Annotated in this window: 18 protein-coding genes and 1 pseudogene; 9 read left to right on the top strand and 10 right to left on the bottom strand. The window is 68.8% G+C overall.

Annotated elements, in window-relative coordinates; translation table 11 throughout:
- Position 1 precedes the first annotated feature (1 nt).
- The gene (locus tag ACIBQX_RS27140) at positions 2–1,885 is read left to right on the top strand and encodes a DUF6807 family protein (protein ID WP_397009207.1); all 1,884 of its coding nucleotides are present in this window, start codon (positions 2–4) and stop codon (positions 1,883–1,885) included.
- 62 nt (positions 1,886–1,947) lie between these two features.
- Here ACIBQX_RS27140 and ACIBQX_RS27135 read toward each other — a convergent pair whose 3' ends face one another.
- The 6 genes from ACIBQX_RS27135 to ACIBQX_RS27110 all read right to left on the bottom strand — a co-directional run bounded on the left by ACIBQX_RS27135 (position 1,948) and on the right by ACIBQX_RS27110 (position 8,659).
- Positions 1,948–3,075 (bottom strand): hypothetical protein, encoded by a 1,128-nt coding sequence (locus ACIBQX_RS27135; RefSeq protein ID WP_397009205.1) that lies wholly within the window; start codon positions 3,073–3,075, stop codon positions 1,948–1,950.
- 25 nt (positions 3,076–3,100) lie between these two features.
- Positions 3,101–4,381: a Gfo/Idh/MocA family protein gene (locus tag ACIBQX_RS27130; protein ID WP_397009203.1), complete on the bottom strand. Its 1,281-nt coding sequence runs from the start codon at positions 4,379–4,381 to the stop codon at positions 3,101–3,103.
- Positions 4,382–4,455: 74 nt separating this feature from the next.
- Positions 4,456–5,739 (bottom strand): ABC transporter substrate-binding protein, encoded by a 1,284-nt coding sequence (locus tag ACIBQX_RS27125; RefSeq protein ID WP_397009201.1) that lies wholly within the window; start codon positions 5,737–5,739, stop codon positions 4,456–4,458.
- Between the two features lie 44 nt (positions 5,740–5,783).
- Complete coding sequence (locus ACIBQX_RS27120) at positions 5,784–6,653, bottom strand: carbohydrate ABC transporter permease (protein WP_397009199.1); 870 nt, start codon at positions 6,651–6,653, stop codon at positions 5,784–5,786.
- Positions 6,637–7,578 carry a carbohydrate ABC transporter permease gene (locus ACIBQX_RS27115; RefSeq protein ID WP_397009197.1) on the bottom strand — a complete coding sequence of 314 codons (942 nt, stop codon included), beginning with the start codon at positions 7,576–7,578 and terminating at the stop codon, positions 6,637–6,639. The genes ACIBQX_RS27120 and ACIBQX_RS27115 overlap by 17 nt, the downstream gene beginning before the upstream one ends.
- Before the next feature lie 286 nt (positions 7,579–7,864).
- Positions 7,865–8,659, bottom strand: coding sequence for an NAD-dependent epimerase/dehydratase family protein (locus ACIBQX_RS27110; RefSeq protein WP_397009195.1), 795 nt, complete (start codon positions 8,657–8,659; stop codon positions 7,865–7,867).
- Positions 8,660–8,794: 135 nt separating this feature from the next.
- Between ACIBQX_RS27110 and ACIBQX_RS27105 the strand changes: the two genes are divergently transcribed.
- The 5 genes from ACIBQX_RS27105 to ACIBQX_RS27085 all read left to right on the top strand — a co-directional run bounded on the left by ACIBQX_RS27105 (position 8,795) and on the right by ACIBQX_RS27085 (position 13,638).
- Positions 8,795–10,108, top strand: coding sequence for an extracellular solute-binding protein (locus ACIBQX_RS27105; RefSeq protein ID WP_397009193.1), 1,314 nt, complete (start codon positions 8,795–8,797; stop codon positions 10,106–10,108).
- Positions 10,105–11,031 carry a carbohydrate ABC transporter permease gene (locus ACIBQX_RS27100; RefSeq protein ID WP_397009191.1) on the top strand — a complete coding sequence of 309 codons (927 nt, stop codon included), beginning with the start codon at positions 10,105–10,107 and terminating at the stop codon, positions 11,029–11,031. The genes ACIBQX_RS27105 and ACIBQX_RS27100 overlap by 4 nt, the downstream gene beginning before the upstream one ends.
- Positions 11,028–11,888 (top strand): carbohydrate ABC transporter permease, encoded by an 861-nt coding sequence (locus ACIBQX_RS27095; protein WP_397009189.1) that lies wholly within the window; start codon positions 11,028–11,030, stop codon positions 11,886–11,888. Before ACIBQX_RS27100 ends, ACIBQX_RS27095 begins: the two co-directional genes overlap by 4 nt.
- Before the next feature lie 67 nt (positions 11,889–11,955).
- Positions 11,956–12,717, top strand: a complete 762-nt coding sequence (locus ACIBQX_RS27090) for an IclR family transcriptional regulator (RefSeq protein ID WP_397009188.1) — start codon at positions 11,956–11,958, stop codon at positions 12,715–12,717.
- A 12-nt stretch (positions 12,718–12,729) separates the two neighbouring features.
- Positions 12,730–13,638: a 5-dehydro-4-deoxyglucarate dehydratase gene (locus ACIBQX_RS27085; RefSeq protein WP_397009187.1), complete on the top strand. Its 909-nt coding sequence runs from the start codon at positions 12,730–12,732 to the stop codon at positions 13,636–13,638.
- Between the two features lie 55 nt (positions 13,639–13,693).
- Here ACIBQX_RS27085 and ACIBQX_RS27080 read toward each other — a convergent pair whose 3' ends face one another.
- On the bottom strand, positions 13,694–15,163 hold the full coding sequence (locus ACIBQX_RS27080) for an aldehyde dehydrogenase (NADP(+)) (protein ID WP_397009186.1): 1,470 nt from the start codon (positions 15,161–15,163) through the stop codon (positions 13,694–13,696).
- A gap of 104 nt (positions 15,164–15,267) precedes the next feature.
- Between ACIBQX_RS27080 and ACIBQX_RS27075 the strand changes: the two genes are divergently transcribed.
- Positions 15,268–16,524 (top strand): glucarate dehydratase family protein, encoded by a 1,257-nt coding sequence (locus ACIBQX_RS27075; RefSeq protein WP_397009185.1) that lies wholly within the window; start codon positions 15,268–15,270, stop codon positions 16,522–16,524.
- On the top strand, positions 16,521–17,717 hold the full coding sequence (locus ACIBQX_RS27070; RefSeq protein ID WP_397009184.1) for a hypothetical protein: 1,197 nt from the start codon (positions 16,521–16,523) through the stop codon (positions 17,715–17,717). The genes ACIBQX_RS27075 and ACIBQX_RS27070 overlap by 4 nt, the downstream gene beginning before the upstream one ends.
- Positions 17,718–17,736: 19 nt before the next feature.
- Here ACIBQX_RS27070 and ACIBQX_RS27065 read toward each other — a convergent pair whose 3' ends face one another.
- From ACIBQX_RS27065 to ACIBQX_RS27055, 3 genes are all read right to left on the bottom strand, one after another.
- On the bottom strand, positions 17,737–18,258 hold the full coding sequence (locus tag ACIBQX_RS27065) for a DUF402 domain-containing protein (RefSeq protein ID WP_397009183.1): 522 nt from the start codon (positions 18,256–18,258) through the stop codon (positions 17,737–17,739).
- 335 nt (positions 18,259–18,593) lie between these two features.
- On the bottom strand, positions 18,594–19,235 hold the full coding sequence (locus tag ACIBQX_RS27060; protein ID WP_397009181.1) for a response regulator: 642 nt from the start codon (positions 19,233–19,235) through the stop codon (positions 18,594–18,596).
- Positions 19,232–20,584, bottom strand: coding sequence for a sensor histidine kinase (locus ACIBQX_RS27055; protein ID WP_397009179.1), 1,353 nt, complete (start codon positions 20,582–20,584; stop codon positions 19,232–19,234). The genes ACIBQX_RS27060 and ACIBQX_RS27055 overlap by 4 nt, the downstream gene beginning before the upstream one ends.
- A gap of 111 nt (positions 20,585–20,695) precedes the next feature.
- Between ACIBQX_RS27055 and ACIBQX_RS27050 the strand changes: the two are divergent.
- Positions 20,696–21,349, top strand: a pseudogene (locus ACIBQX_RS27050) (ABC transporter ATP-binding protein); the annotation flags it as partial.
- Between the last annotated feature and the right edge of the window lie 63 nt (positions 21,350–21,412).

The following is a 21,412-nucleotide window of genomic DNA, read 5'->3' as shown; positions in this document are numbered from 1 at the left end:
CATGCGCGTCGTGCTGGCCGGAGCGCACGGCTTCGGCTCCCATCACCTGGACCGGCTGCGGCGCCTGACCCATCTGGTGCGGCTGGTGGGCGTCTGCGACGTGCGGCCCGTCGAGGAGGAGAGCCTGGCCGGGCTCGGCTCCCCTGAGATCTCCGCCGACCTGCCCGCGCTGATCGAGCGCACCGGGGCGCGGATCGCGATCCTGGCCACGCCCATCCCCACGCACGCCGACCTGGCCGTCGCCGCGCTGAAGGCGGGCGCGCACGTCCTGGTCGAGAAGCCGACGGCGGCCACGCTGGCCGACTTCGACCGGATGGAGCGGGCCGCCGCCGAGGCGGGGCTGGCCTGTCAGGTGGGTTTCCAGAGCCTGGGCTCGGCCGCGGTGCCCGCCGTGCGCGAGCTGATCGCGAGCGGCGCGATCGGCCGCGTCACCGGCATCGGCGTCGCGGGGGCGTGGCCGCGGCCCGCCACCTACTTCACCCGCAGCCCGTGGGCAGGCAGGAGAGTGCTCGACGGCGTGGACGTGGTCGACGGGGCGCTCACCAACCCGTTCGCGCACGCCCTGGCCACCGCGCTGGCCGTCGCCGGTGCCGAGGAACGCGGCGCCGTCGCCTCGGTGGAGACCGAGCTCTTCCACGCCAACGACATCGAGTCCGACGACACCTCCGCCATCCGCGTGCACCTGGCCGACGGCCCGCCGATCGTGGCGGCCGTGACCCTGTGCGCGGCCGCGCGGGACGAGCCCTACGTGGTCGTACACGGAGACCGCGGACGCATCCGGCTCACCTACACCCTGGACGAGGTCCAGGTGAACGACGGGCCGGTGCGCCGCTACGGCCGTACCGACCTGCTGGAGAACCTCGTCGAGCACCTGCGCTCCGACGGCGGGCTGCTCGTCCCGATCCACCGGACGGGCGCGTTCATGGAGGTCATGGAGGCCATCAGGGTCGCGCCCGACCCGCTGCCGATCGCCGCCGACCACCAGGACCGCTCCGGCGAGGGGCGGGTGCTGCCGGGCATCGCGCGGGTGGTGGACACCTGCGCGGACCGGCTGACGCTCTTCTCCGAGCTGGGGCTGAGCTGGGCCGTGCCCCTCACGGTGGCGGGCACGGTGGTGGCGGACTACACCACCGCCCCCGACCTGCCCCTGACCGCCGCGCCGAGGCCCTTCCTCCACCCTGTACGGACACTCGGCGGCGTCATCGTCACCGAGTCGCGGCCGGACGACCACCCGCACCATCTGGGCGCCGGCGTGGCCGTGACCGATTTGGGCGGGCGCAACTTCTGGGGCGGACGCACCTACGTCCGCGACCAGGGGCCGGCCTGGCTCGACGACCACGGCGTCCAACGGCATGTGTCGTTCACCGCCCGCGACGCCTCGGGGTTCACCGAGACGTTGCTGTGGGAGCGGCCCGGCGAGGAGCCGCTGGTGCGTGAGGAGCGGACCGTGCGAGCGGCGCCCGCGGCGCGGGGGTGGGCGCTGGACTTCGCGTTCACCCTGCGCAACCTCACCGGCGGCCCGCTGAGCGTGCGCAGCTCGGCCACCAAGGGGCGGGTGGGGGCGGGGTACGGCGGCTTCTTCTGGCGGGCGCCGGCGGGCTCGGCGGGGCTGCGGGTGTTCACCGCCGACGCCGAGGGCGAGGAGCGGGTGCGCGGCTCGCGGGCGCCGTGGCTGGCGCTCGCGGCCGACGACTGGACGTTGCTGTTCGCGCAGGACGACGATCCGTGGTTCGTCAGGGTCGCCGAGTATCCGGGGGTGGGGACGGCGCCGGCCTGGGACACGCCGCTGGAGTTCGCCGAGGAGCTGGCCCGCCGCGTCACCGTCGTGGTGACCGACGGCCGGCTGTCCCGTCAGGAGGCCGCCGCCCTGGCCACCGGCCTCTGAGCCGGTCCAGCCGAGCCGGTCCAGCCGAGCCGGTTCAGCCGAGCCGGTTCAGCCGAGCCGGTTCAGCTGAGCCGGGCGGTGAGCCAGGTGAAGGCCTGCTCTTGCATGGCGGCGGTGAAGGCGTGCGGGGCGTCGTGGAAGACGCCCTCGTAGCCGCCGTCCGGGTAGCGGCGGGAGAGGGTTTCGTGCGCCCGGCGCATCCCCTCGGGCGGGAACAGCTCGTCCCGTCCGGCGTACTGCACGAGCAGCGGTCGCGGCGCGCGGGCGGCCACCAGGGCGGGCCAGTCGCACAGCCGGGACAGGCCCGGCGGGTAGAACATCCAGGTGTGCGAGGCGACGTAGCCGTCGAGCAGGTCGCGGTAGGAGGACACCATCGCGGCGATCACCACCGCGCTGACGTCCGGATCGAACGCGCCGAGCAGACCGGCCCGCAGCCCGCCCCCTGACAGACCCACACAGCCCACCGAGCGCACGTCGCCCCTGGACCGCAGGTAGGCCGCCGCGGCCAGGTCCTCACCCGCCACGACACCGGCCAGCGACGTGCCGAGCAACGTGCAGTACTTCTCCAGGACGTGCTCGTGCAGCCCGGCCGCCGCGTCGTACCGATCGGCGGGTGACAGCGGGAGCCCGACCGGCACGTCGTCGCGACCGACGGGTGACGGCGAGGGGCCGTCGGTCTGCGCGGTGATCGACCGGGGCATGTCCGCCAGGGAAAACCTGCGGCTGCCCCAGCCGACGACGTCGTGCGCCAGCACGGTGAAGCCGCGTCCGGCCAGCTCACAGGCATAGGCGCGGCCGCCGTAGATCTGCTCGCGCAGCCGCAGGACCTCGGGCGTGGGCGGCTCGGGGCCGTCGGCGATCTTCTCCTTGCCCGCCCACTTCATGCCCGCGTGACAGTGCAGCGCCAGCACGCCGGGCAGCGGACCGGTGGCCTCGCGCGGCCTCAGCAGGTACGCGTGCGTGCGCGGGCCGTACCCGACCGACCAGGAGAGCTCCTCGCCGGCCAGGTCGCCCGCGGTCCACGTACGTTCGACCCTGACGTCCTCGGCGGTCAGGTCGAGCACGCCGATCACGTCCCGGGCCCGCCCGCTGAGCACCGGCCCGGGGGCGGCGTCGGGAAAGACGCCGCGCTGCCGCACCGCCACCTCGGCGAGCCCGGAGAACTCGCCGAGGTGACGCAGCTCGGCCACGCCACGTTTCAGTGGTCGGTACGGCTCACCCATCGGCCAGGCGGGTGCCGTCGGCGGTGAGGTGGACGGGCTGCCCGGTGGCGGCGGAGCGGTTGGCGGCGACGCCGACGAGCACGCTGCGGATGCCGTCGCGGTAGCCGGCGGGGCGGCCGAGCGGGTCGTCGCCGGGGCCGCGGAAGACGTCGTTCAGCAGCAGCCGGTCACCCCCGCCGTGGCCGCCGGCGCCCTGCTCGATCGGCACCTCCTCGCGCTCCTGCCAGTGCCGGTGCAGGGTGAGCCGCTCCCAGGACTCGGCCGCGTGCTCCTTGCTCGCGGCGCTCGGGTCGATGGCCGCGTGCGGCGGGGTCCAGGACCGCTCGCAGACCTCCAGCTCGATCCGGCCCTGGGTGCCGTTGAAGGCCACCCGGTAGCCCTCGGACGGGGCGTGCGCGGTGAGCGAGTAGGTGAGGGTGGCCCGGTTGGCGTAGCGGACCAGGACCGACATGTTGTCGTCGATGTTCACGCCGGGGGCGAAGACGTCCTGGTCGCGGATGTAGCCGTCCTCGTGCTCGGCGTCCAGGTAGAGGCGCTTGAGCCGTTCGTCGGTGGAGATGTCCAGGATGAACGGGTCGCTGCCCAGCTCCGGGGCGCCCTGGCCGCGTGCCGGGCGCTCGCCCCGGGGCAGGGCGTCGCCGTAGAAGCGCAGGTCGGTCTGGGCGAAGACGAGCTCGGGGGCCGCGCCCAGCCACCAGTTGACCAGGTCGAAGTGGTGGGTGGACTTGTGCACCAGCAGCCCGCCGGAGTTGGCGCGGTCGCGGTGCCAGCGGCGGAAGTAGTCGGCGCCGTGGATGGTGTCGAGGGTCCACTCGAAGTGCACGGAGGTGATGTCGCCGATCGCCCCCTCGCTGATCAGCCGCTTGACGGCCGAGTTACGCGGTGAGTAGCGGTAGTTGAAAGTCACCACCAGCTCGCCCGTGCCGCGCTCGGCGGCCTCGGCGATGGCCTGGCAGCTCTCGGCGTCGACGGTGAGCGGCTTCTCCACGACAACGTCCAGCCCGGCGTCCAGGGCGGCGACCACGTACCGGGCGTGGGTGGCGTCCACCGTGCAGACCACGACGGCGTCGGCCAACTCCAGCACCTTGCCGTACTCCTGAGGGTCGAAACACGGCACCTGGCCGCCGATCTGCTCGGCGTAGTAGCTCATCCGGGTCTGGTTGGTGTCGCACAACGCGACGATCGTGCCGGCGTCCTGCCAGTCCCCCAGCAGGGCGTCAACGTACATCTGCGCGCGGTGGCCAAGGCCGACAAGGGCATATTTCTTGCTCAACTGTCTCTCCCCGATCGTGGTGGCGGCCGGGGGCCTCAGCAGGCCCCCGGCCATGGTGGGTCAACTCTTGTGGGTCAGCCTGCGATGGCGGCGTTCGCCTCCGACAGGAACTTCTGGGCGGCGGCGTCCGGTGTCGCCTTGCCGAACATGACCTCCTCGGAGTTGCGCTTGAGGATGTCCTCCATCTCCAGCGCGCCCTTCGGCGGCGCCTGGATCGGGCTCAGCTCGCCCTTGACCTCGTCGATGAAGGTCAGTGTCTTCTGGTCGACCGCCGGCAGCTTGTTCTTGACGGCGGCGAGCACCTTGGCGTTGGTGGGCAGGCCACGGTCGCTCAGCAGAGTGGCGGCGGCGTCCGGGTCGTTCACCAGGAAGTCGATCAGCTTGGCCGCTTCGGCGGGGTGCTCGGACTTGGCCGAGGCGGTGTAGAACATGGCAGGCTGCAGGAACATCCCGCCGGTGGTGGCCCCTTCCGTCTTGGGCATCCGCAACAGGGTCATCTCCTGCCCGGCCGACTTGGCCAGGGCGTTGAGCTGGTTGCTCCACCACATGCCCATGGCGCCGGTGCTGGTGCCGAGGAGTGACTGCTCGGGGCCGGTCGCGCCGATCTCCGCGCTCTTGGCGGCGTCGGGCGAGCCCTTGGTCTCGATCAGCTCCTGATGGATGGCCCACCAGGACTTGATGGTGTCCACCGACATGCCGATCTTGTTGCCGTCGTAGAACTTCTCGCCGCGCTGGGCGGCGTAGATCTGCAGGAAGGCGGGGTTGAAGTTGTACTCGGCACCGGTGACGCCGCCGGTGGCCGAGATCTCCTTGGCCAGGTCGACCCACTGGTCCCAGGTCCAGGAGGTGTCGTCGGGCAGCTCCTTCTCGGCCTTCTCCAGGGCCGCCGGGTTCGCGATCATGGAGAAGGCGTTGACACCGGTCGGGATGGCGTACTGCTTGCCCTCGATCTGGCCGCTGGCGAGCACCTGCTGGTCGAGGTCGGCGGAGGGGACCTTGCCGGAGAGGTCGGCGAGCGCGCCCCGGCCGGCGTACTCGCTGAGGCCGCGGATCTCGATGCTCATCACGTCGGGGGCGTCCCCGGCGGCGACCTTGGTGGCGATCTTCTCGTAGTAGTTGTCCCAGCTGGAGAACTCGCCCTCGACGTCGATGGCCGGGTTCTTCGCCTCGAACTTCTTGATGACCTCCTCCGTCAGCTTCTGCCGGGCGTCGCTGCCCCAGTAGGCGAAGACGATCGACACCTTGCCGTCCTCGGCCGCATCGCCGCCGCTGCCGCCGCCGCAGGCGCTTGCCGTCGTCATCACGGCGGCCGACAGCAGGGCGACCGTCCACTTGGTCGTGCGAGAGCTGAAGTTCACAGCTCTACCTCCTCTTGAAGAGTTTGCAGGGGGGTGCAGAGGAACTACTTCAAACCCGTGGTCGCCAGGCCTCTGATCAGGTACTTCTGTCCCGCCAGGAAGAACCCGAAGATCGGGCCCAGTGAGACGATCGACATCGCGAACATCGGGCCCCAGGAGGACTCGCCGCTGGAGTCGAGGAACTGACGCAGCGCGACGGCCACCGTGAGGTTGTCGGAGTTGGTGAGGTACAGGTTCTGGCTGAAGAAGTCGTTCCAGGTCCAGATGAAGGTGAAGATGCCGGTGGTGGCCAGCGCCGGCATGCAGAGCGGCAGGATGACCTGCAGGAACACCCGCCAGTAGCCCGCGCCGTCGATGGCGGCCGCCTCGTCCAGCTCCCTGGGCAGGGTGCGGATGAACTGCACCATCAGGAAGATGAAGAACGCGTCCGTGGCCAGGAACTTGGGCACGATCAGCGGCCAGATCGTGTTGATCCAGTCGAGTTCGGCGAACACGATGTACTGCGGCACGACCGTCACGTGGTGCGGCAGCATGATCGAGCCCAGCATGATGGCGAACCAGATCTTCTTCAGGGGGAAGTCCAGCCGGGCGAAGGCGTAGGCCGCCAGCGAGCAGGCGACCAGGTTCGCCAGGACCGACAGACCGGTGATGACGGCGGAGTTCCACAAGTAGTAGCCGAAGGAGTGCTTGAGCGCCGTCCAGCCGTCGCTGTAGTTGTCCAGCGTCACGGTGCTCGGCCACAGCCCCGGCTCGCGGAAGATGAGCTCCTCCGGCTTGAGCGAGCTGGAGATCATCCACAGCAGCGGATAGAGCATGATCAGGCCGAAGCCGATCAGGAGCAGGTGCTTCAGCAGGTGGTTCCGGCGCGGCAGTGGCCGGAACAGGAGCGGGATCGGCTTACTTCGTGTCGCCATAGAAGACCCAATACTTCGACGCGAGGAAGTTCACGCCGGTCAGTCCGGCGATGAGGAGCAGAAGGACCCACGCCATGGCGGCCGCGTAGCCCATCTCGTAACTCTTGAAGCCCTTCAGGTAGAGGTAGAGCGTGTAGAAGAGGGTGGAGTCGGCAGGTCCCCCGTCGCCGCCGCTGACGATGAACGACTGGGTGAAGGACTGGAACGACTTGATCACTTCGAGGACCAGGTTGAAGAAGATGATCGGTGTCAGCAGCGGCAACGTGATCGAGCGGAACTGGCGGAGCCTGCCGGCCCCGTCGACCGACGCCGCCTCGTAGTAGCTCTGCGGGATCTGCCGCAACCCGGCCAGGAAGATCACCATGGGCGCGCCGAACGTCCACACGTGCAGGAGGATCAGCGTGCCGAGCGCGGTGTCGGGGTCGGACACCCAGCCCGGCCCCTGGATGCCGAACAGGGCCAGCACCCCGTTGACGAGGCCGTCGGAGCCGAAGATCTTGCGCCACAGGATGGCGATGGCGACGCTGCCGCCGAGCAGCGACGGCAGGTAGTAGATGGACCTGTAGAACGACAGGCCGCGCAGTCCCCGGTCGAGCGCGAGGGCCAGGGCCAGGGCGAAGATCAGCTGCAGCGGGACGGACACGACCACGTAGATCGTCGTCACTTGGAGCGAGGCGATGAACCGGGAGTCCTCGAAGAACATCTCCCGGTAGTTGCCGAGCCCGACCCACTGAGCCTCTTCCAGCAGGCTGTAGTCGGTGAACGACAGGTAGAACGAGGCCAGGATCGGCCCCACGGTGACCACGAAGAGGCCGAGGAACCACGGCGCGAGGAACACGTAGGCCGCACGGGCCTCCCGCCGTTTGTGAACGTTCACATGGGGGGGTCGGGGAAGGCTTCCTGGGGGCGAGATCGTTTCGGACATACATCCCTCTTCCAGGTCCAGCCCGGGCACGGCGGGATCGGATAGCGCATTCCTATAGGGGATGTAAAAGATTCGTCAACCCTTTGCAGGCGTTACAAACCCGTTACCGATATATCGTTATCTTTGTCCTCGCAGGTCAGTGCCTATTTATAGGTTGTCACATGTTCTTAACATTTTGAGTCACCTCATGAACCTCTACAACCGGTTGCACCTTCAAGCAAGCGATCAGGGCAACCAAAAAGCCGCCCCGATCTGCGCGATCGAGGCGGCTGTCAAACAGAAACGCTCACCAGGAGCCGCCGAGCTCCTTCAGCGTGAAGACGCCGCCGGCCCGGTCGTGCAGCGGGTCGCTGAGATCCGGCTCGCCGTGCTCGGCGATGAGCGCCGCGGCCCTGGACTCGGAGTCGTCCTGGGAGACGTACCCGATGGCCTCGGCCTCCCGCAGCGACCACCAGCGGCGCGCGTTGTCGGAGACCCCCCAGACGACGTGGAAGCCGGGCGCGGTCAGCGCGGCCTCCACCAGTCGGGTGAGGTCGTCCGGGGAGATCCAGGTGGCCAGGCCGCGCGTGTCGGACGGGCCGTCGTTGCAGGTGCCGAGCCTGATCACGGTCACGTTCATGCCGAACCTGTCGTGGTAGAGGCTGGCCATCCCCTCCATGACGACCTTGCTCACCCCGTAGAAGGTGTCGGGCCGGGGGAAGGCGTAGTCCGGCAGCTCCTCGCCGGACGGCGGCCGGGTGTGGAAGCCGGCCGCGTGATGGCTGCCCATCAGCACCAGATGCGCCACGCCTGCCTTCCTGGCGGCCTCCATCAGCACGTACATGCCGTCGATGTTGGACCTGACGATGTCGGCCCACGGATGCTCGCGGCTCTGCCCGCCCAGGTGGATCACGGCGTCGACGTCCTTCATCGCCGTCGCCATGGCGGCCTCGTCGGCGAGGTCCGCGATCACCTGCTCCTCGCCTGCCCCGAGCTCCACCCGCTGAAGGTCGGACAGGCGCAGGGTCCTGCCTTCACGGGCGAGACGGGGACGGAGCAGCGTGCCGACCTTCCCGGCGGCGCCGGTCATGAGTATGCGCATGGATCAGTTGTACACAAATCTGTATGAGATTCACATCCTTGAATATTGACCGTGATGTGTGCCACTCGTTACGTTCACAGGAACAACTTCCACGTCCGCGACAGATGTCCACATATGTGAACAGGAGGCGGTCTGATGTCACGTCATTTGCTCGGGGTCGCTATTGCGACGGCCCTGACCGTAACGCTGACAGGCTGCGGCTCCGGGGGCTCAGAGTCTGCTACCGACGAAGCACTGGAGATCTGGATCAGGCAGGCGCCTGATTCGGACTCCCACAAGACAGCACAGAAGCTAGCCGACGCCTTCACCAAGGCCAGCGGTGTCAAGACCAAGGTAGTCGCCCTCTTCGACGATTTCGAGACGAAGCTGCAGCAGCAGGCCGCCCAGAAGGACCTGCCGGACATCGTCATCAACGACACCGCGCAGATCGGCAACATGCAGACGCAGGGCTGGCTGCGCGAGGTGGACAAGGCCTCGCTCGCCGGCAGCGACAAGGTGTCCGAGGGCGCCTGGAAGGCGGCCACCGCCAGCGACGGCAAGATCTGGGGCGCCCCGTTCTCCTCCCAGGCCTTCGCGATCATCGCGCGCAAGGACTGGCGCGAGAAGGTCGGCCTGGAAGTGCCGAAGACCTGGGACGACCTCGCCGCACTGGCCAAGGCCTTCACCGAGAAGGACCCCGACGGCAACGGCGAGAACGACACGGCCGGCTTCCTCGCCCCGGCCGGCACCAAGCGTGGCTACGCCTCCTGGTACGCCTCCTCCTTCATCTACGCCAACGGCGGGGACTTCCTCAAGGCCAGCGGCAGCGGCACCTTCTCCGCCACCATGAACGACCCCAAGACGGTCGAGGCCGTCCAGTGGCTCCAGGACCAGTTCTGCGACGCCAAGACCGTCAACCCGGGCGCGGTCAGCAACGACACGTCGGTCACCCACGAGGTGTTCGAGAACAACCAGGGCGGTCTCTACCTGACCGGCCCGTACGTGCTCGCCCGGTTCGTCGGCAGCATCGGCACCGACAAGATCGAGGTCTTCCCGGTGCCCAAGGGCCCGTCGGGCGGCCCCGGCACCCTCGGTGAAGGGGAGAACGTCTACCTGATGGCCGGCTCCAAGAATGAGGCCGGCCAGAAGAAGTTCGCCGAGTTCGCCATCTCCGCCGAGGGCCAGCGGATCGGCATGAACAAGGACGCCAACGGCGCCATTGTCCGCCTGCCGGTCAACACCGAGGTCGACCTGGCCGCCGAGCGGCAGGACCCCCGCTGGAAGGTGTTCCAGGACGCCTACCCGAACGCGGTCTACGCGCCTCCCGTGCCGAACTGGGCGCCGATCCGCCAGAGCTCGGCCGACTCGATCAACACCGTCTGGGCCGACTGCGCCAAGGACGTCAAGACGGAGATGGAAGCCGCCAACGCCAAGTTGACCCAGGAACTGCAGAACCAAAAGGCATCATGACCTCGACGCTCACACGGGCGAAGTCCCGGCCCGCGGCCCCCTACCAGCGCCCCATGATGGCGCGCTGGCGGGGGCCGCTCATGGCCTGGGCGTTCCTGGCCCCCGCTCTGGTGCTGTTCCTCTACTTCAAGTTCATCCCCATGATCACCGGTCTGGTGATGAGCTTCCAAGAGATCCGGTACATCGACACCACGTGGGTAGGCTTCGACAACTACGCCACGATCCTCTCCGACGACGCCTTCATGTCGGCCATCTGGCACAGCGCGGTCCTGGCGATCGGCACGACCGCGGGGTCGCTGCTGCTCGGCTTCGGTTTCGCGCTGCTCATCGAGGGGCCGGCGAAATACCTCTGGTTCGTCAGGACCGCGGCGTTCCTGCCTGTCGTGACCACGATGGCGGCCGTGGCCGAGGTGTGGCGGATCATGTACCACCCCGGCGACACCGGCCTGCTCAACACCATCCTCGGCTGGGTGGCCCTGGGCCCGCAGCCCTTCCTGGCCAGCGAGGACACCTCGCTGCTGTCGATCATGGGGATGAGCATCTGGCGCGGCACCCCGTACGACATGATGGTGTTCCTCGCCGGGCTGGTCGGCATCGACCGCACCCTCTACGAGGCCTCCGCCGTCGACGGCGCCTCCATCTGGCACCGCCTGAGGCACATCACGCTGCCCGCGCTGCGCCCGGTGTTCTGGATCCTGTTCACCCTCGCCGCCATCCGCGGCCTGCGGGTCTTCGTCGAGGTGTACGTGCTCACCAACGGCGGGCCGAACGGGTCCTCCGAAGTGTTGATGACCTTGATCTACAAGCTCGGGTTCCAGTCAGGCGAGCTGGGGATCGCCTCGGCGGGCGGCATCGTGCTGTTCGTGGCCACCCTGGTGCTCACCGTGGGAGTCCAGCTGATGCGCAGGAGGCAGGCGGCGTGAAATTCGACAGCGCCCTGGGACTTGAGGCACGGCGTGGGCCGCTGGCCACCCTGTTCAAGATCCTGGCCTACACGAGCATGGTGCTGATCTTCACCGGCCCGCTCTTCGGGCTGCTGGTCAGCGCCTTCAACGAGACGCTCGACCCGACCTCCTTCTCCTTCTGGCCGGACAGCTTCACCCTGGACAACTTCGTCCAGGCGGGCAACAGGAACGTCTACCTCTACCTGTTCAACTCGTTCGTGGTGGTCGGGTTCGGGCTGCTCCTGCAGGTGCTGGTGAGCGTGTTCGCGGCCTATTCGCTGGCGCGCAAGAAGTTCAAGGGCATGTCGGTCGTGATGCTGATCATGCTCGCCACCATGATGCTGCCCGAGGAGATCATCGCGATCCCCTTGTCCCTGGTCCTCGCCGACATGCCGCTGCTGAACGTGAACCTCATCGGCACCTACGCGGGCATGATCCTGCCGGTGGGCGCCTGGGGCTTCTCCATCCTGGTCATGACGGAGTTCATGAAGGAGGTGCCGGTCGAGCTGGAGGAGGCCGCGCGCATCGACGGCGCGGGCGAGCTCCGGACCTTCTTCACGATCATCCTGCCGCTCTGCCGTCCCGCCCTCGGCGTGATCGGCGTCTTCGGGTTCACCATGATCTGGGACCAGTATCTGCTGCCCCTGATCGTGGCCCCCGAGTCGGACATGTGGACGCTGCCCATCGCGCTGCGCTCGCTGCGCGGGGACGAGGAGGTCGGGCTCGGCGTGCTGCTCGCGGCCACGCTGCTGGCGTTGCTGCCGTCGATCCTCGCCTTCCTCGCCTTCCAGAAGCAGTTCATGCGCGGCCTCACCAGCGGTGCGGTCAAGGGTTGATTGTCCATGTATCTGAACGGCATCCCATATGCTGACACATCGAAGCCGCAGTCGAGATGGGATGAGCATGGAGCCGCAGCTGGTCAAGTCCGCCGAGCGGACGGTACGCATCTTGGAGACACTGGCCGCCTCCCGCGACACTTTGACACTCTCGGAGCTGCAACAGCGCACCGGGTTCCCGCGAAGCAGCCTGCACGCGCTGATGCGCACTCTCGTGGAGCTCAACTGGGTCGAGACGGACGGCACGAGGTCCACGTTCGGCATCGGCCCGCACGCCCTGCTGACCGGCACCGCCTACCTGGACAAGGATCCGGCGCTGCCGTTCGCTCAGGAGACGCTGGAGGACCTGCGGGCGGAGACGGGACACACCGTCCACTTCGCCCGCCGGGACGAGGGCCACGTGCTGTATCTGGCCACGAGGGACTCGCGCGAAGCGCACCACATCATCCCCCGCGTGGGCAGGCGTCTGCCCGCCCACGTCACCGCCCTCGGCCAGGTGCTGCTGGCGCAGCTCACGGACGACGAGGTCGCGGCCCTGATCCCGAAGCCTCTGGCACCGATCACCGATCACACGATCACCGACCTCGCCAAACTGACCGGCGAGCTCGACCAGATCAGGGCCAGAGGATGGGCCTACGAGCGCGAGCAGGGCACGCCGGGCGTGGTCTGCGTGGCGGTCGCGGTCGATTACCGGATCCCGGCCACCGACGCGATCAGCTGCTCCATGCCGGTGGGCCTGGAGCCCGCCGAAGTGGAGCAGGTGACCGATGCGGTGCTCAAACATACCCACAAGCTGGGTGCCACTCTCCGCCGGGAGGGCATCCGCTAGAAGGAGGCGTTGATGCGGCTAGATGGTGTTCTCTTCTTTCCTGTTACTCCGTTCGGACCTGATGGTGAGGTGGCCGAGGAGCCACTGATCCAGCATGTCGACCAGGGAGTGTCAGCCGGGGCGGGAGGAGTGTTCGCCGCGTGCGGCACGGGTGAGTTCAACGCCCTCGACCTCGACGACTACACCAAGGTCGTAGCGGCTTCGGTCACCGCGACCGCGGGGCGGGTGCCGGTCTTCGCCGGTGCGGGGGGCTCACTGCCCTTCGCCAAGGCGGTCGCGCGCGCCGCCGCCTCCAGTGGGGCGGACGGTCTGCTCCTGATGCCTCCCTACTTGGTCACCGCGCCGGCCGAGGGCCTGATCCAGTACGTGCGCGAGGTCGCGGACGCCGCCGGCCTGCCGGTCATCGTCTACCACCGGGGCAACGCGCGCTTCACCCCCGACTCGACGGCCGCGCTCGCGCGGATGCCGGACGTGATCGGGCTGAAGGACGGGCTGGGGGACTTCGACCTGCTGCAGCGCATCATCCTGACCGTGCGGCAGCAGGCGCCCGGTAGCGAGTTCACCTTCTTCAACGGGCTGCCGACCGCGGAGCTGACCGTGCCGGCGTTCCGGGGGATGGGCGTGAACCTCTACTCCAGCGCCGCGTTCGCGTTCGCGCCGGAGGTCGCGCTGGCCTTCCACCAGGCGGTGACGAGCGGCGACGACGCGCTGGCCCAGCGCCTGCTGACCAGCTTCTACCTGCCGCTGGTCCAGCTCCGCGACCAGGTGCCCGGCTACGCCGTCTCACTGGTCAAGGCGGGGCTGAGGCTGCGCGGCCAGGACGTCGGAGGGGTACGTCCGCCGCTGGTCGACCCGTCGGCCGAGCACGTGGCGGAGCTGGAGAAGATCATCGCTGCCGGGCTCGAGATCGTGGGGGCCTGACCGCATGGGGCCGTGCGGAACGCGTCCGCACGGCCCCATGCCGTCTGCGGAGCCGTCAGCGGGTCAGGGTGCCGTCCACGCGGCGCGGGACGTTCAGCGGGTTGCCGTCCTTGAGCTCGTCCGGCAGCAGCTCCTCCGGCCAGTCCTGATAGGCCCTGGGCGCGAGCCAGCGGTCGATGGCCGTGGCGCCGACCGAGGTGGTCGTCGAGGTGGCGGCCGGCCAGGGTCCGCCGTGGTGCATGGCCCAGGTGACGGCCACGCCGGTGGGCCAGCCGTTCCAGATGAGCCGCCCGGCCTTGGCGCCGAGCGCCTCGGTGATCTGGGCGGCCTCGCCGGGGTCGGTGCCGTGCACGGTGGCGGTCAGCGATCCGTCGAGCCGCTCCAGCACGGGCCGCAACTCGGCGATCTCGCGGTAGGTCACCACGATCGACGCGGGGCCGAAGCACTCCTCGCCGATGCCCGGCAGCTTGTCGGCGAACGTCTTCACATCCGTGGTGAACACCTTGGGCGTGACCGCCCAGTCGCCCTCCCCCGGCTTGCCCTCGGCCAGCAGCCGCAGCTCACCGAGCCGTTCCACGGCGCCCAGGTAGCCGTCCCTGATCCGCTCGGCCAGCATCGGCCCGCCCGTCGTCCCCTCGACGGCCTCCACCAGCGCCGTGCGGAGCTCGTCGTCCTCGGGCACGAACATCAGCCCGGGATTGGTGCAGAACTGCCCCACTCCCATCGTGAGCGAGGTGGCGAACCCGCTCGCCACCGCTGCCTTCGGCGCCGACGGCAGCACCACGACCGGGTTGACGCTGCCCAGCTCACCGAAGAACGGGATCGGCACCTCCCGCTCGTCGATGAGGCCCTGGATCGCCTTGCCGCCCGCGACGGACCCGGTGAACCCGGCCGCCACCACCCGCGGATGCTGGACCAGGTCGGCTCCCGCCCGCATGCCCTGCACCAGCCCGAGCAGGTCGGGGTACGGCAGCGCGAGCCGGACGATCTGGGCCACCCGCTCGGAGGTGTGCGGATGGCCGGGGTGCGCCTTGACCACCACCGGGCAACCCGCGGCCAGCGCGGAGGCGGTGTCGCCGCCGGCCACCGAGAAGGCGAACGGGAAGTTGCTCGCCGCGAAGACCGCCACCACCCCGGCCAGCGGCTGCTTCATCCGGCGCACGTCGGGCCTGGGCGGCGTGGCCGCGGGATCGGCGTGGTCGACGATCGCCTCCAGGTAGCCGCCGTCCCTGATCACCCGGGCGAAAAGCCGGAACTGCCCGGCCGTACGGGCAACCTCGCCGCGCAGCCGTACCTCGCCGAGCGCGGTCTCGCGGTCGGCGAGCTGCCACAGCTCGTCGGTGTGCGCGGCCAGCGCGTCGGCGACGGCTTCGAGCGCCTGCGCCCGCTCGGCCGCGGGGGTCGCACGCCACGCCTCTCCCGCGGCCGCCGCGGCGGAGACGATCATGTCGACCCCGTCACGATCCGTCTCGGGGAGGGCGTCGCCCACGGTCTCGCCGGTCCTGGGGTCGTATCCGTAGATCATCGCATGGCCCTTCGGAGTCTTGACACTTTCTCAGCTCGATTCTTACAGTTGCCGCATTCTGTCCACAAACCTGACCCTTGTTCACATATATGAACGGCGATCACATGATCATCACGCAGATCCACGTCACCCCTGTCGCATTCAAGGACCCCCCTTTGCTGAACGCCGCCGGGGTTCACGAGCCATGGGCCCTGCGCACGATCGTCGAGGTGATCACCGACGAGGGCCTGACCGGGCTCGGCGAGACCTACGGCGACCTGGGCCACCTGACCAAGGTACGTGAGTGCGCCGAAGTCCTCATCGGCCTCGACGTGCACCACACGAACGAGATGTACGCCAGGATCGCCGCGACCGTCGGCGACGCCGTGAGCGACATGCACGGCCTGACCGGCGCCGCCACCAAGGAGAAGAGCGTCGACCGGGTGTTCTCCCCGTTCGAGGTGGCCACCCTGGACATCCGCGGCAAGGCGGCCGGCGTGCCCGTCGTCGACCTGCTGGGCGGCCGTGTCCGCGACGCCGTGCCGTACAGCGCCTACCTGTTCTACAAGTGGGCGGGCCACCCCGACGCCGAGCCCGACAGGTTCGGCGCCGCACTCGACCCCGAGGGAGTCGTCGAGCAGGCGTCGCTGTTCATCAAGGAGTACGGCTTCGCCTCGATCAAGCTCAAGGGCGGCGTCTTCGAGCCCGCCGAGGAGGTCGCCGCCACCAAGGCGCTGCACGAGGCGTTCCCCGGCGTGCCGCTCCGCCTGGACCCGAACGCCGCCTGGACCGTGGACACCTCCGTCTGGGTCGGCCGCGAACTCGACGGCGTGCTGGAGTACCTCGAAGACCCCACACCCGACATCTCCGGCATGGCCAGCGTCGCCGCCCAGGTCTCCATGCCGCTGGCGACCAACATGTGCGTCGTCACCCCCGAGCACCTGCCCCCCGCCATCGCCGCCGGAGCCATCGGCGTGCTGCTGCTCGACCACCACTACTGGGGCGGCCTGGTGCGCACCTCGCACATCGCCTCCCTGTGCGCGACCTTCGGCCTGGACCTGTCCATGCACTCCAACTCCCACCTCGGCATCAGCCTCGCCGCCATGACCCATCTGGCCGCCGCCACCCCCAACCTCACCAGCGCCTGCGACACCCACACCCCCTGGCAGAACGGCCAGGACGTGGTCGCGCCCGGCGCCCTCAGCTTCGTCGACGGCGCCGTCCCCGTGCCGTCCGGACCCGGCCTCGGCGTCGAACTCGACCGCGACGCCCTCGCCGTCATGCACGAGCAGTACCTCAAGTGCGGCCTCACCGCCCGCGACGACACGACGTACATGCGCCGTTTCGACCCGACCTACACCGCGAAGCGACCCCGCTGGTGAACATCGCCTACGCCTACCCCTGGGACATCGTCGGCGACCCCGCCGCCCCCGAGCGCCTCGCCGCGCTCGGGGTGGACACCGTCGCCCTGGCCGCCAGCTACCACTCCACCCGCGCTGCCACCCCGCGGCACCCCGGGCACCGCGTCCTCGACGTGCCGCACTCGGCGTTCTACCTGCCGGTGCGGCCCGAGGCCTGGGGCCGCCTGGTGCCCGCCGCCCCCACCTGGACCACGCCGGACGCCTACCTGCTCGCGAGCGAGGCGCTGCGCGCGGCCGGGCTGAAGGTGTACGCGTGGACGGTGCTGACCCACAACGCCCGCCTCGGCCAGGCGTATCCGGATCTCGTGGTGCGCAACGCCTTCGGGGATCGGTACCCGTACGCGCTGTGCCCCTCGTGGGAGGACGTGGCGGACTACTGCGAGCGACTGGTGCGCGAGGTGCTGACGGTCGGGGAGCCGGACGGGCTGATCCTCGAAGGGTGCGGGGCCATGGGGTTCGGGCATCAGAGCGTGCATGAGAAGACCGCGGGCGCGGACTTCGACGCCGACCTGATGTCGCTGTGCTTCTGCGCACGCTGCGCGGACCGTTATCCGGCGGGGACGAGAGAGCGGGTACGAGCGGCCGTCGACACTGATTCGGCCCCTCAGTCCGCCCAGTCCGCCCCAGCAGCCCGCACGCCGGCCCGCCTTCAGGAACCCCATCGGCCCCTCACCGTTGACACTGGCTCCGGTGCCTTGGAAGCCGCCCTCGGGCCGCTCGCCGATGAGGTACGTGCCGTACGCGTCGAACTGTCGGCGTCCCTACGCCGCCGTCTGACGGCCACCGCCCGGCAGGTCGCACCCGACGTGCCCATCACCCTGCATGCGGACCCCAACCCCTGGGCCACCGGCCCGTTCGCCGCTCTGCCCGAGGGCGAGCAGGCGGCCGACGTGCTGGTGGGCAACTGCTGGGGCGACCCGGCCAAGGACGCCGCCCGCCTCTCCCGCCTCGGCGAACTATGCGCTCCAGGCCAGCGTGTCGGCGCGTACGTCCTGGCACTGCCCCCACGCCCCGCCGACGCCCAAGCCCTCGCCGAACTCCTCAGAACGTACGTCAAGGCAGGCGCGTCGGAGATCCACCTCTACCACGCAGGCCTCGCCAGCCCACAGCGACTGACGGCCATGGCGGACGCACTACGACTCGCCAACCTCTAACCCGTCGGCCATCAACCCCTCACCCATCCTCTAAACCGTCACCCATCGACCCCTCACCCATCCAGCGCAGGTGCGCCCCACCGAACGGCCCTTCCCGCCGCTCAACCGCCGCGAGCAACCACCGCGCGGTCTCCTCAGCCCGGTCGATCATGTCCCGGGGATAGCCGAGCAGCACCTGATGCTCGGCGAACTCGTCTTCGTCGTCCAGAAGCAGCCGCCCATCCCGCATCCTGAGCACGTCAAGATCCAGGTCAAGCATGGTCATCTCGCCGTCGCGCCACTCGGGCACGGTCGTGACGTCGACGTAGATCTCACAATGGTGTGGCGGCATGTGAAAGGTCGCCGTCCACCAGGCGTCACGCGGGAACAGCATCAGGCAGTCGGTATGCCAGGTGACCGGCGGCCCCTCCCCCTTTCGCGCGACGGTCCCACTCGGCACCGCCACCCACACGCCGTACCCGTCCTCCCCCAGAAGCTTTCCTTGATGGTTCCAGTGCAGCGCTCCGCCGTATTTGCGATAAACAATCCTCACATCGCTCACGAACGGAACCTACCTGCGCGCAACGCACCCGTCACCGTTGCCCGAGCACAAACCACTGGCGAACACTCCACAAGCACCAAGCCACCCCCAATCCCTCATCACCACACGCCCCACCGCGTCACCCCACTCGCGTCACCACACCGCCTACCCTCACCCCATGTGCACCAGCCCCCCAGGTACTGGCAGCCCACCGCACCATCACATGCCCCATAGCGTCACACCACCACACACCGCGTACCGTCACGCCGATCCACCCCTCGTCGGTCACCTCACCCACACCACCACCACGCCGCCCGCACCGTCACAACGCCACAACGCCCGTATCGTCGCTGTCGTCAACATGCTGCGGAGACCAATCCGCTCTCGTATGCCGCGATGACAAGCTGCGCTCGATCGCGAGCGTCGAGCTTGTGGAGCAGATGACCGATGTGCGTCTTGACCGTGGCCAGAGTCACCTGCAGGTGCTGGGCGATCTCGGCGTTCGCCAGCCCTCGCGCTATCAGCGTGAGAACCTCCCGCTCCCGCTCCGTCACACCGTCCAACCCCCGGACACGAGGCGCGGCCGGCGTCCGCGCGAACTCCTCGATCAACCGGCGCGTCACCGCCGGAGCCAGCAACGCATCCCCAGCCGCCACCACCCGGATGGCGGTGATCAGATCGGCGGGCGGAGTGTCCTTGAGCAGAAATCCACTGGCCCCCGCACGCAACGCGTCATAGACGTACGCATCGAGATCGAACATCGTCACGATCAGCACCCGCGCGATGCTCCCGATGCGCCTCGTTGCCTCAATGCCGTCCATCTCCGGCATGCGCACGTCCATCAGCACGACATCGGGACAGGTTTCCAGCGTGACCGCCACGGCCTCCGTCCCCGTCGCGGCCTCGCCTACGACCTCCAGGTCGGGCTCCGAGTCCACCAACACCTTGAAACTGCCCCTGAGCAAGGCCTGGTCGTCGGCGACAAGCACCCGGATCACGAGGCCCTCCCATAGGGCAGGTCGGCCGATACCCTAAACCCGCGCTGAGGAAGTCCTCCCGCTTCGAAGATCCCGCCGTACATCATCACGCGCTCTCGCATCCCGATCAGCCCATGCCCCAGCCCTCCGCCCGGCAAGGTTCGGTGCCCAGGCCCGTCGTCTCTGACCTCGATCCGGACAGACCGCCCATCGTCGATCACCGAGACCCAGCAATGAGCGGGTGCCGCATGCTTCACGACGTTCGTCAACGCCTCCTGCACGATGCGGTAGACGGACAGCTCCACACCTTCTGGCAGCCTTTTCACCCTGCCTGCCTCCCCAGGTCCCGTCCAGGGCCGGACACGGCCGGCGCTGCCTCCAGCCTTCAGGCTCACCTCTTCGTCATCAGCCGAGCTCAATGCCGAGGCAGCCATCCCCTGCTCTGACCTGCGCGGGTCGCGGCGGCCTGAGCCACTCGTCTCACCGCTACGGTCCTGACGATCCTCGTGGCCGCTACTGACACGAACATCGAGATCCACCCCCACCCCGGCCAACCTGGCCTGTTCGGCCAGAGCACCTAGGCCGTTGATACCCGGCGCCGGATCGAGTGCTGGTGTGTCAGCAGACCGGAGAACCCCCAGCAGGTGACGCATTTCGACCAGTGCACTCCGGCTGGCCGTCTCGATCACGCGCAACGCGTCATGTGCCTCCTCTGGTCTGGTGGGCAGGACATGGTTGGCCACGCCGGCCTTCACCGCGATCAGACCCACATTGTGGGTCACTACATCGTGGAGCTCGCGCGCGATGCGCAACCGCTCCTCGCTCACGGCTTGCGCCGCCATGCGCTCGGCGTCGTGGGCCGCGTAGATCCTCCTTTCACGCACTGCCCGACCGACCGTCCAGGCGCCGCCCAGCGCCGCGACACCGATGAGCATCTTGTCGACCCCCAACAACCACTCAGGGGCGGCCGCCTTGGGCGCGCCTCCCGCCACCACCAGCCCCACCCCTGTGATCGCCGCGACCACTCCAATGGCAGAACTGGGCAACCAGGTGCCGCGGCTCTGGGCCACCGCCACCAGGTAGAGGGCGTACGCAGGCGATACGTAGGCGAAACTCACCACGCCGACCCATGCGGCCACGACGGCGACCACCAACGTGAACAGGAAAACCGACAGAGGAAGCACCCTCCGTATGGCCAGCGGCAATCCCAAGGCCAGGGGCACGGCGATCCGAACCCACGGTGGCAGCTCCTCCACGCTGACAGCCGCCGTCAGGAACACGAGCGAGAAGCCCAACCCAGCCGCCATGTCCAGCATGATCAGCTGGGCACGTGGGAGCCGCCTGGCGAAGAGGGGGTGCGAGTCGTTCACGCGACGAAGGTAGCTGGTCATTCGAGGTTCGCACGTCAACCCGGAGTCTGAGATTGAGGTTCGGACCGTGGTCCGATGTGGCGAAGACCGACCATGCCGCAACCTAACGGCGTGATCGAACTCCAACGCCTGACGAAACGCTACGGCCGCACGCTCGCGGTCGACGACCTCTCCTTCACTGTGCAGCCGGGACACGTGACCGGCTTCCTCGGCCCCAACGGCGCAGGCAAGTCCACCACCATGCGACTGGTCCTTGGCCTCGACGCCCCATCGTCCGGCGCCGCGCTGATCGACGGTAAGCGCTACACCTCCTTCAGCAAGCCCATGCACGAGGTGGGGGCCCTGCTCGACGCGGGCGCGACGCATGGCGGCCGCAGCGCCTACAACCATCTGCTGTGTCTGGCCCTCACCAACGGCATCGGCCCTGGACGAGTGTCGGAGATGCTGGAGCTGGTAGGTCTTGCCGGCGTGGCACGTAAGCATGTCGGCGGGTTCTCCCTCGGCATGAAACAGCGGCTCGGCATCGCGGCCGCGCTTCTCGGCGATCCCGGTGTGCTCATGTTCGACGAGCCGGTCAACGGGCTCGACCCCGATGGAGTGCGCTGGATCCGGGATCTCATGCGCTCCTTGGCCGCGGAGGGCAGGACGATCCTGCTGTCCAGCCACCTGATGAGCGAGATGGCGCTCACCGCCGAAAACATCGTCATCGTCGGCAGAGGGAAGTTAATCGCGGAAGCGACCGTCCAGGAGCTCACCGCGCGCTATCCCTCCCTGGAAGACGCCTATCTGGCACTCACGGCCGGCCACCTGGAGTACGGAGCATCAAGG

This window comes from Nonomuraea sp. NPDC049714, assembly GCF_044465295.1.
In the GTDB taxonomy this organism is placed as follows: Bacteria; Actinomycetota; Actinomycetes; order Streptosporangiales; family Streptosporangiaceae; genus Nonomuraea.
Note: the sequence above shows the minus strand (reverse complement) of the source record. Positions and strands in the feature narration are given on the sequence as shown.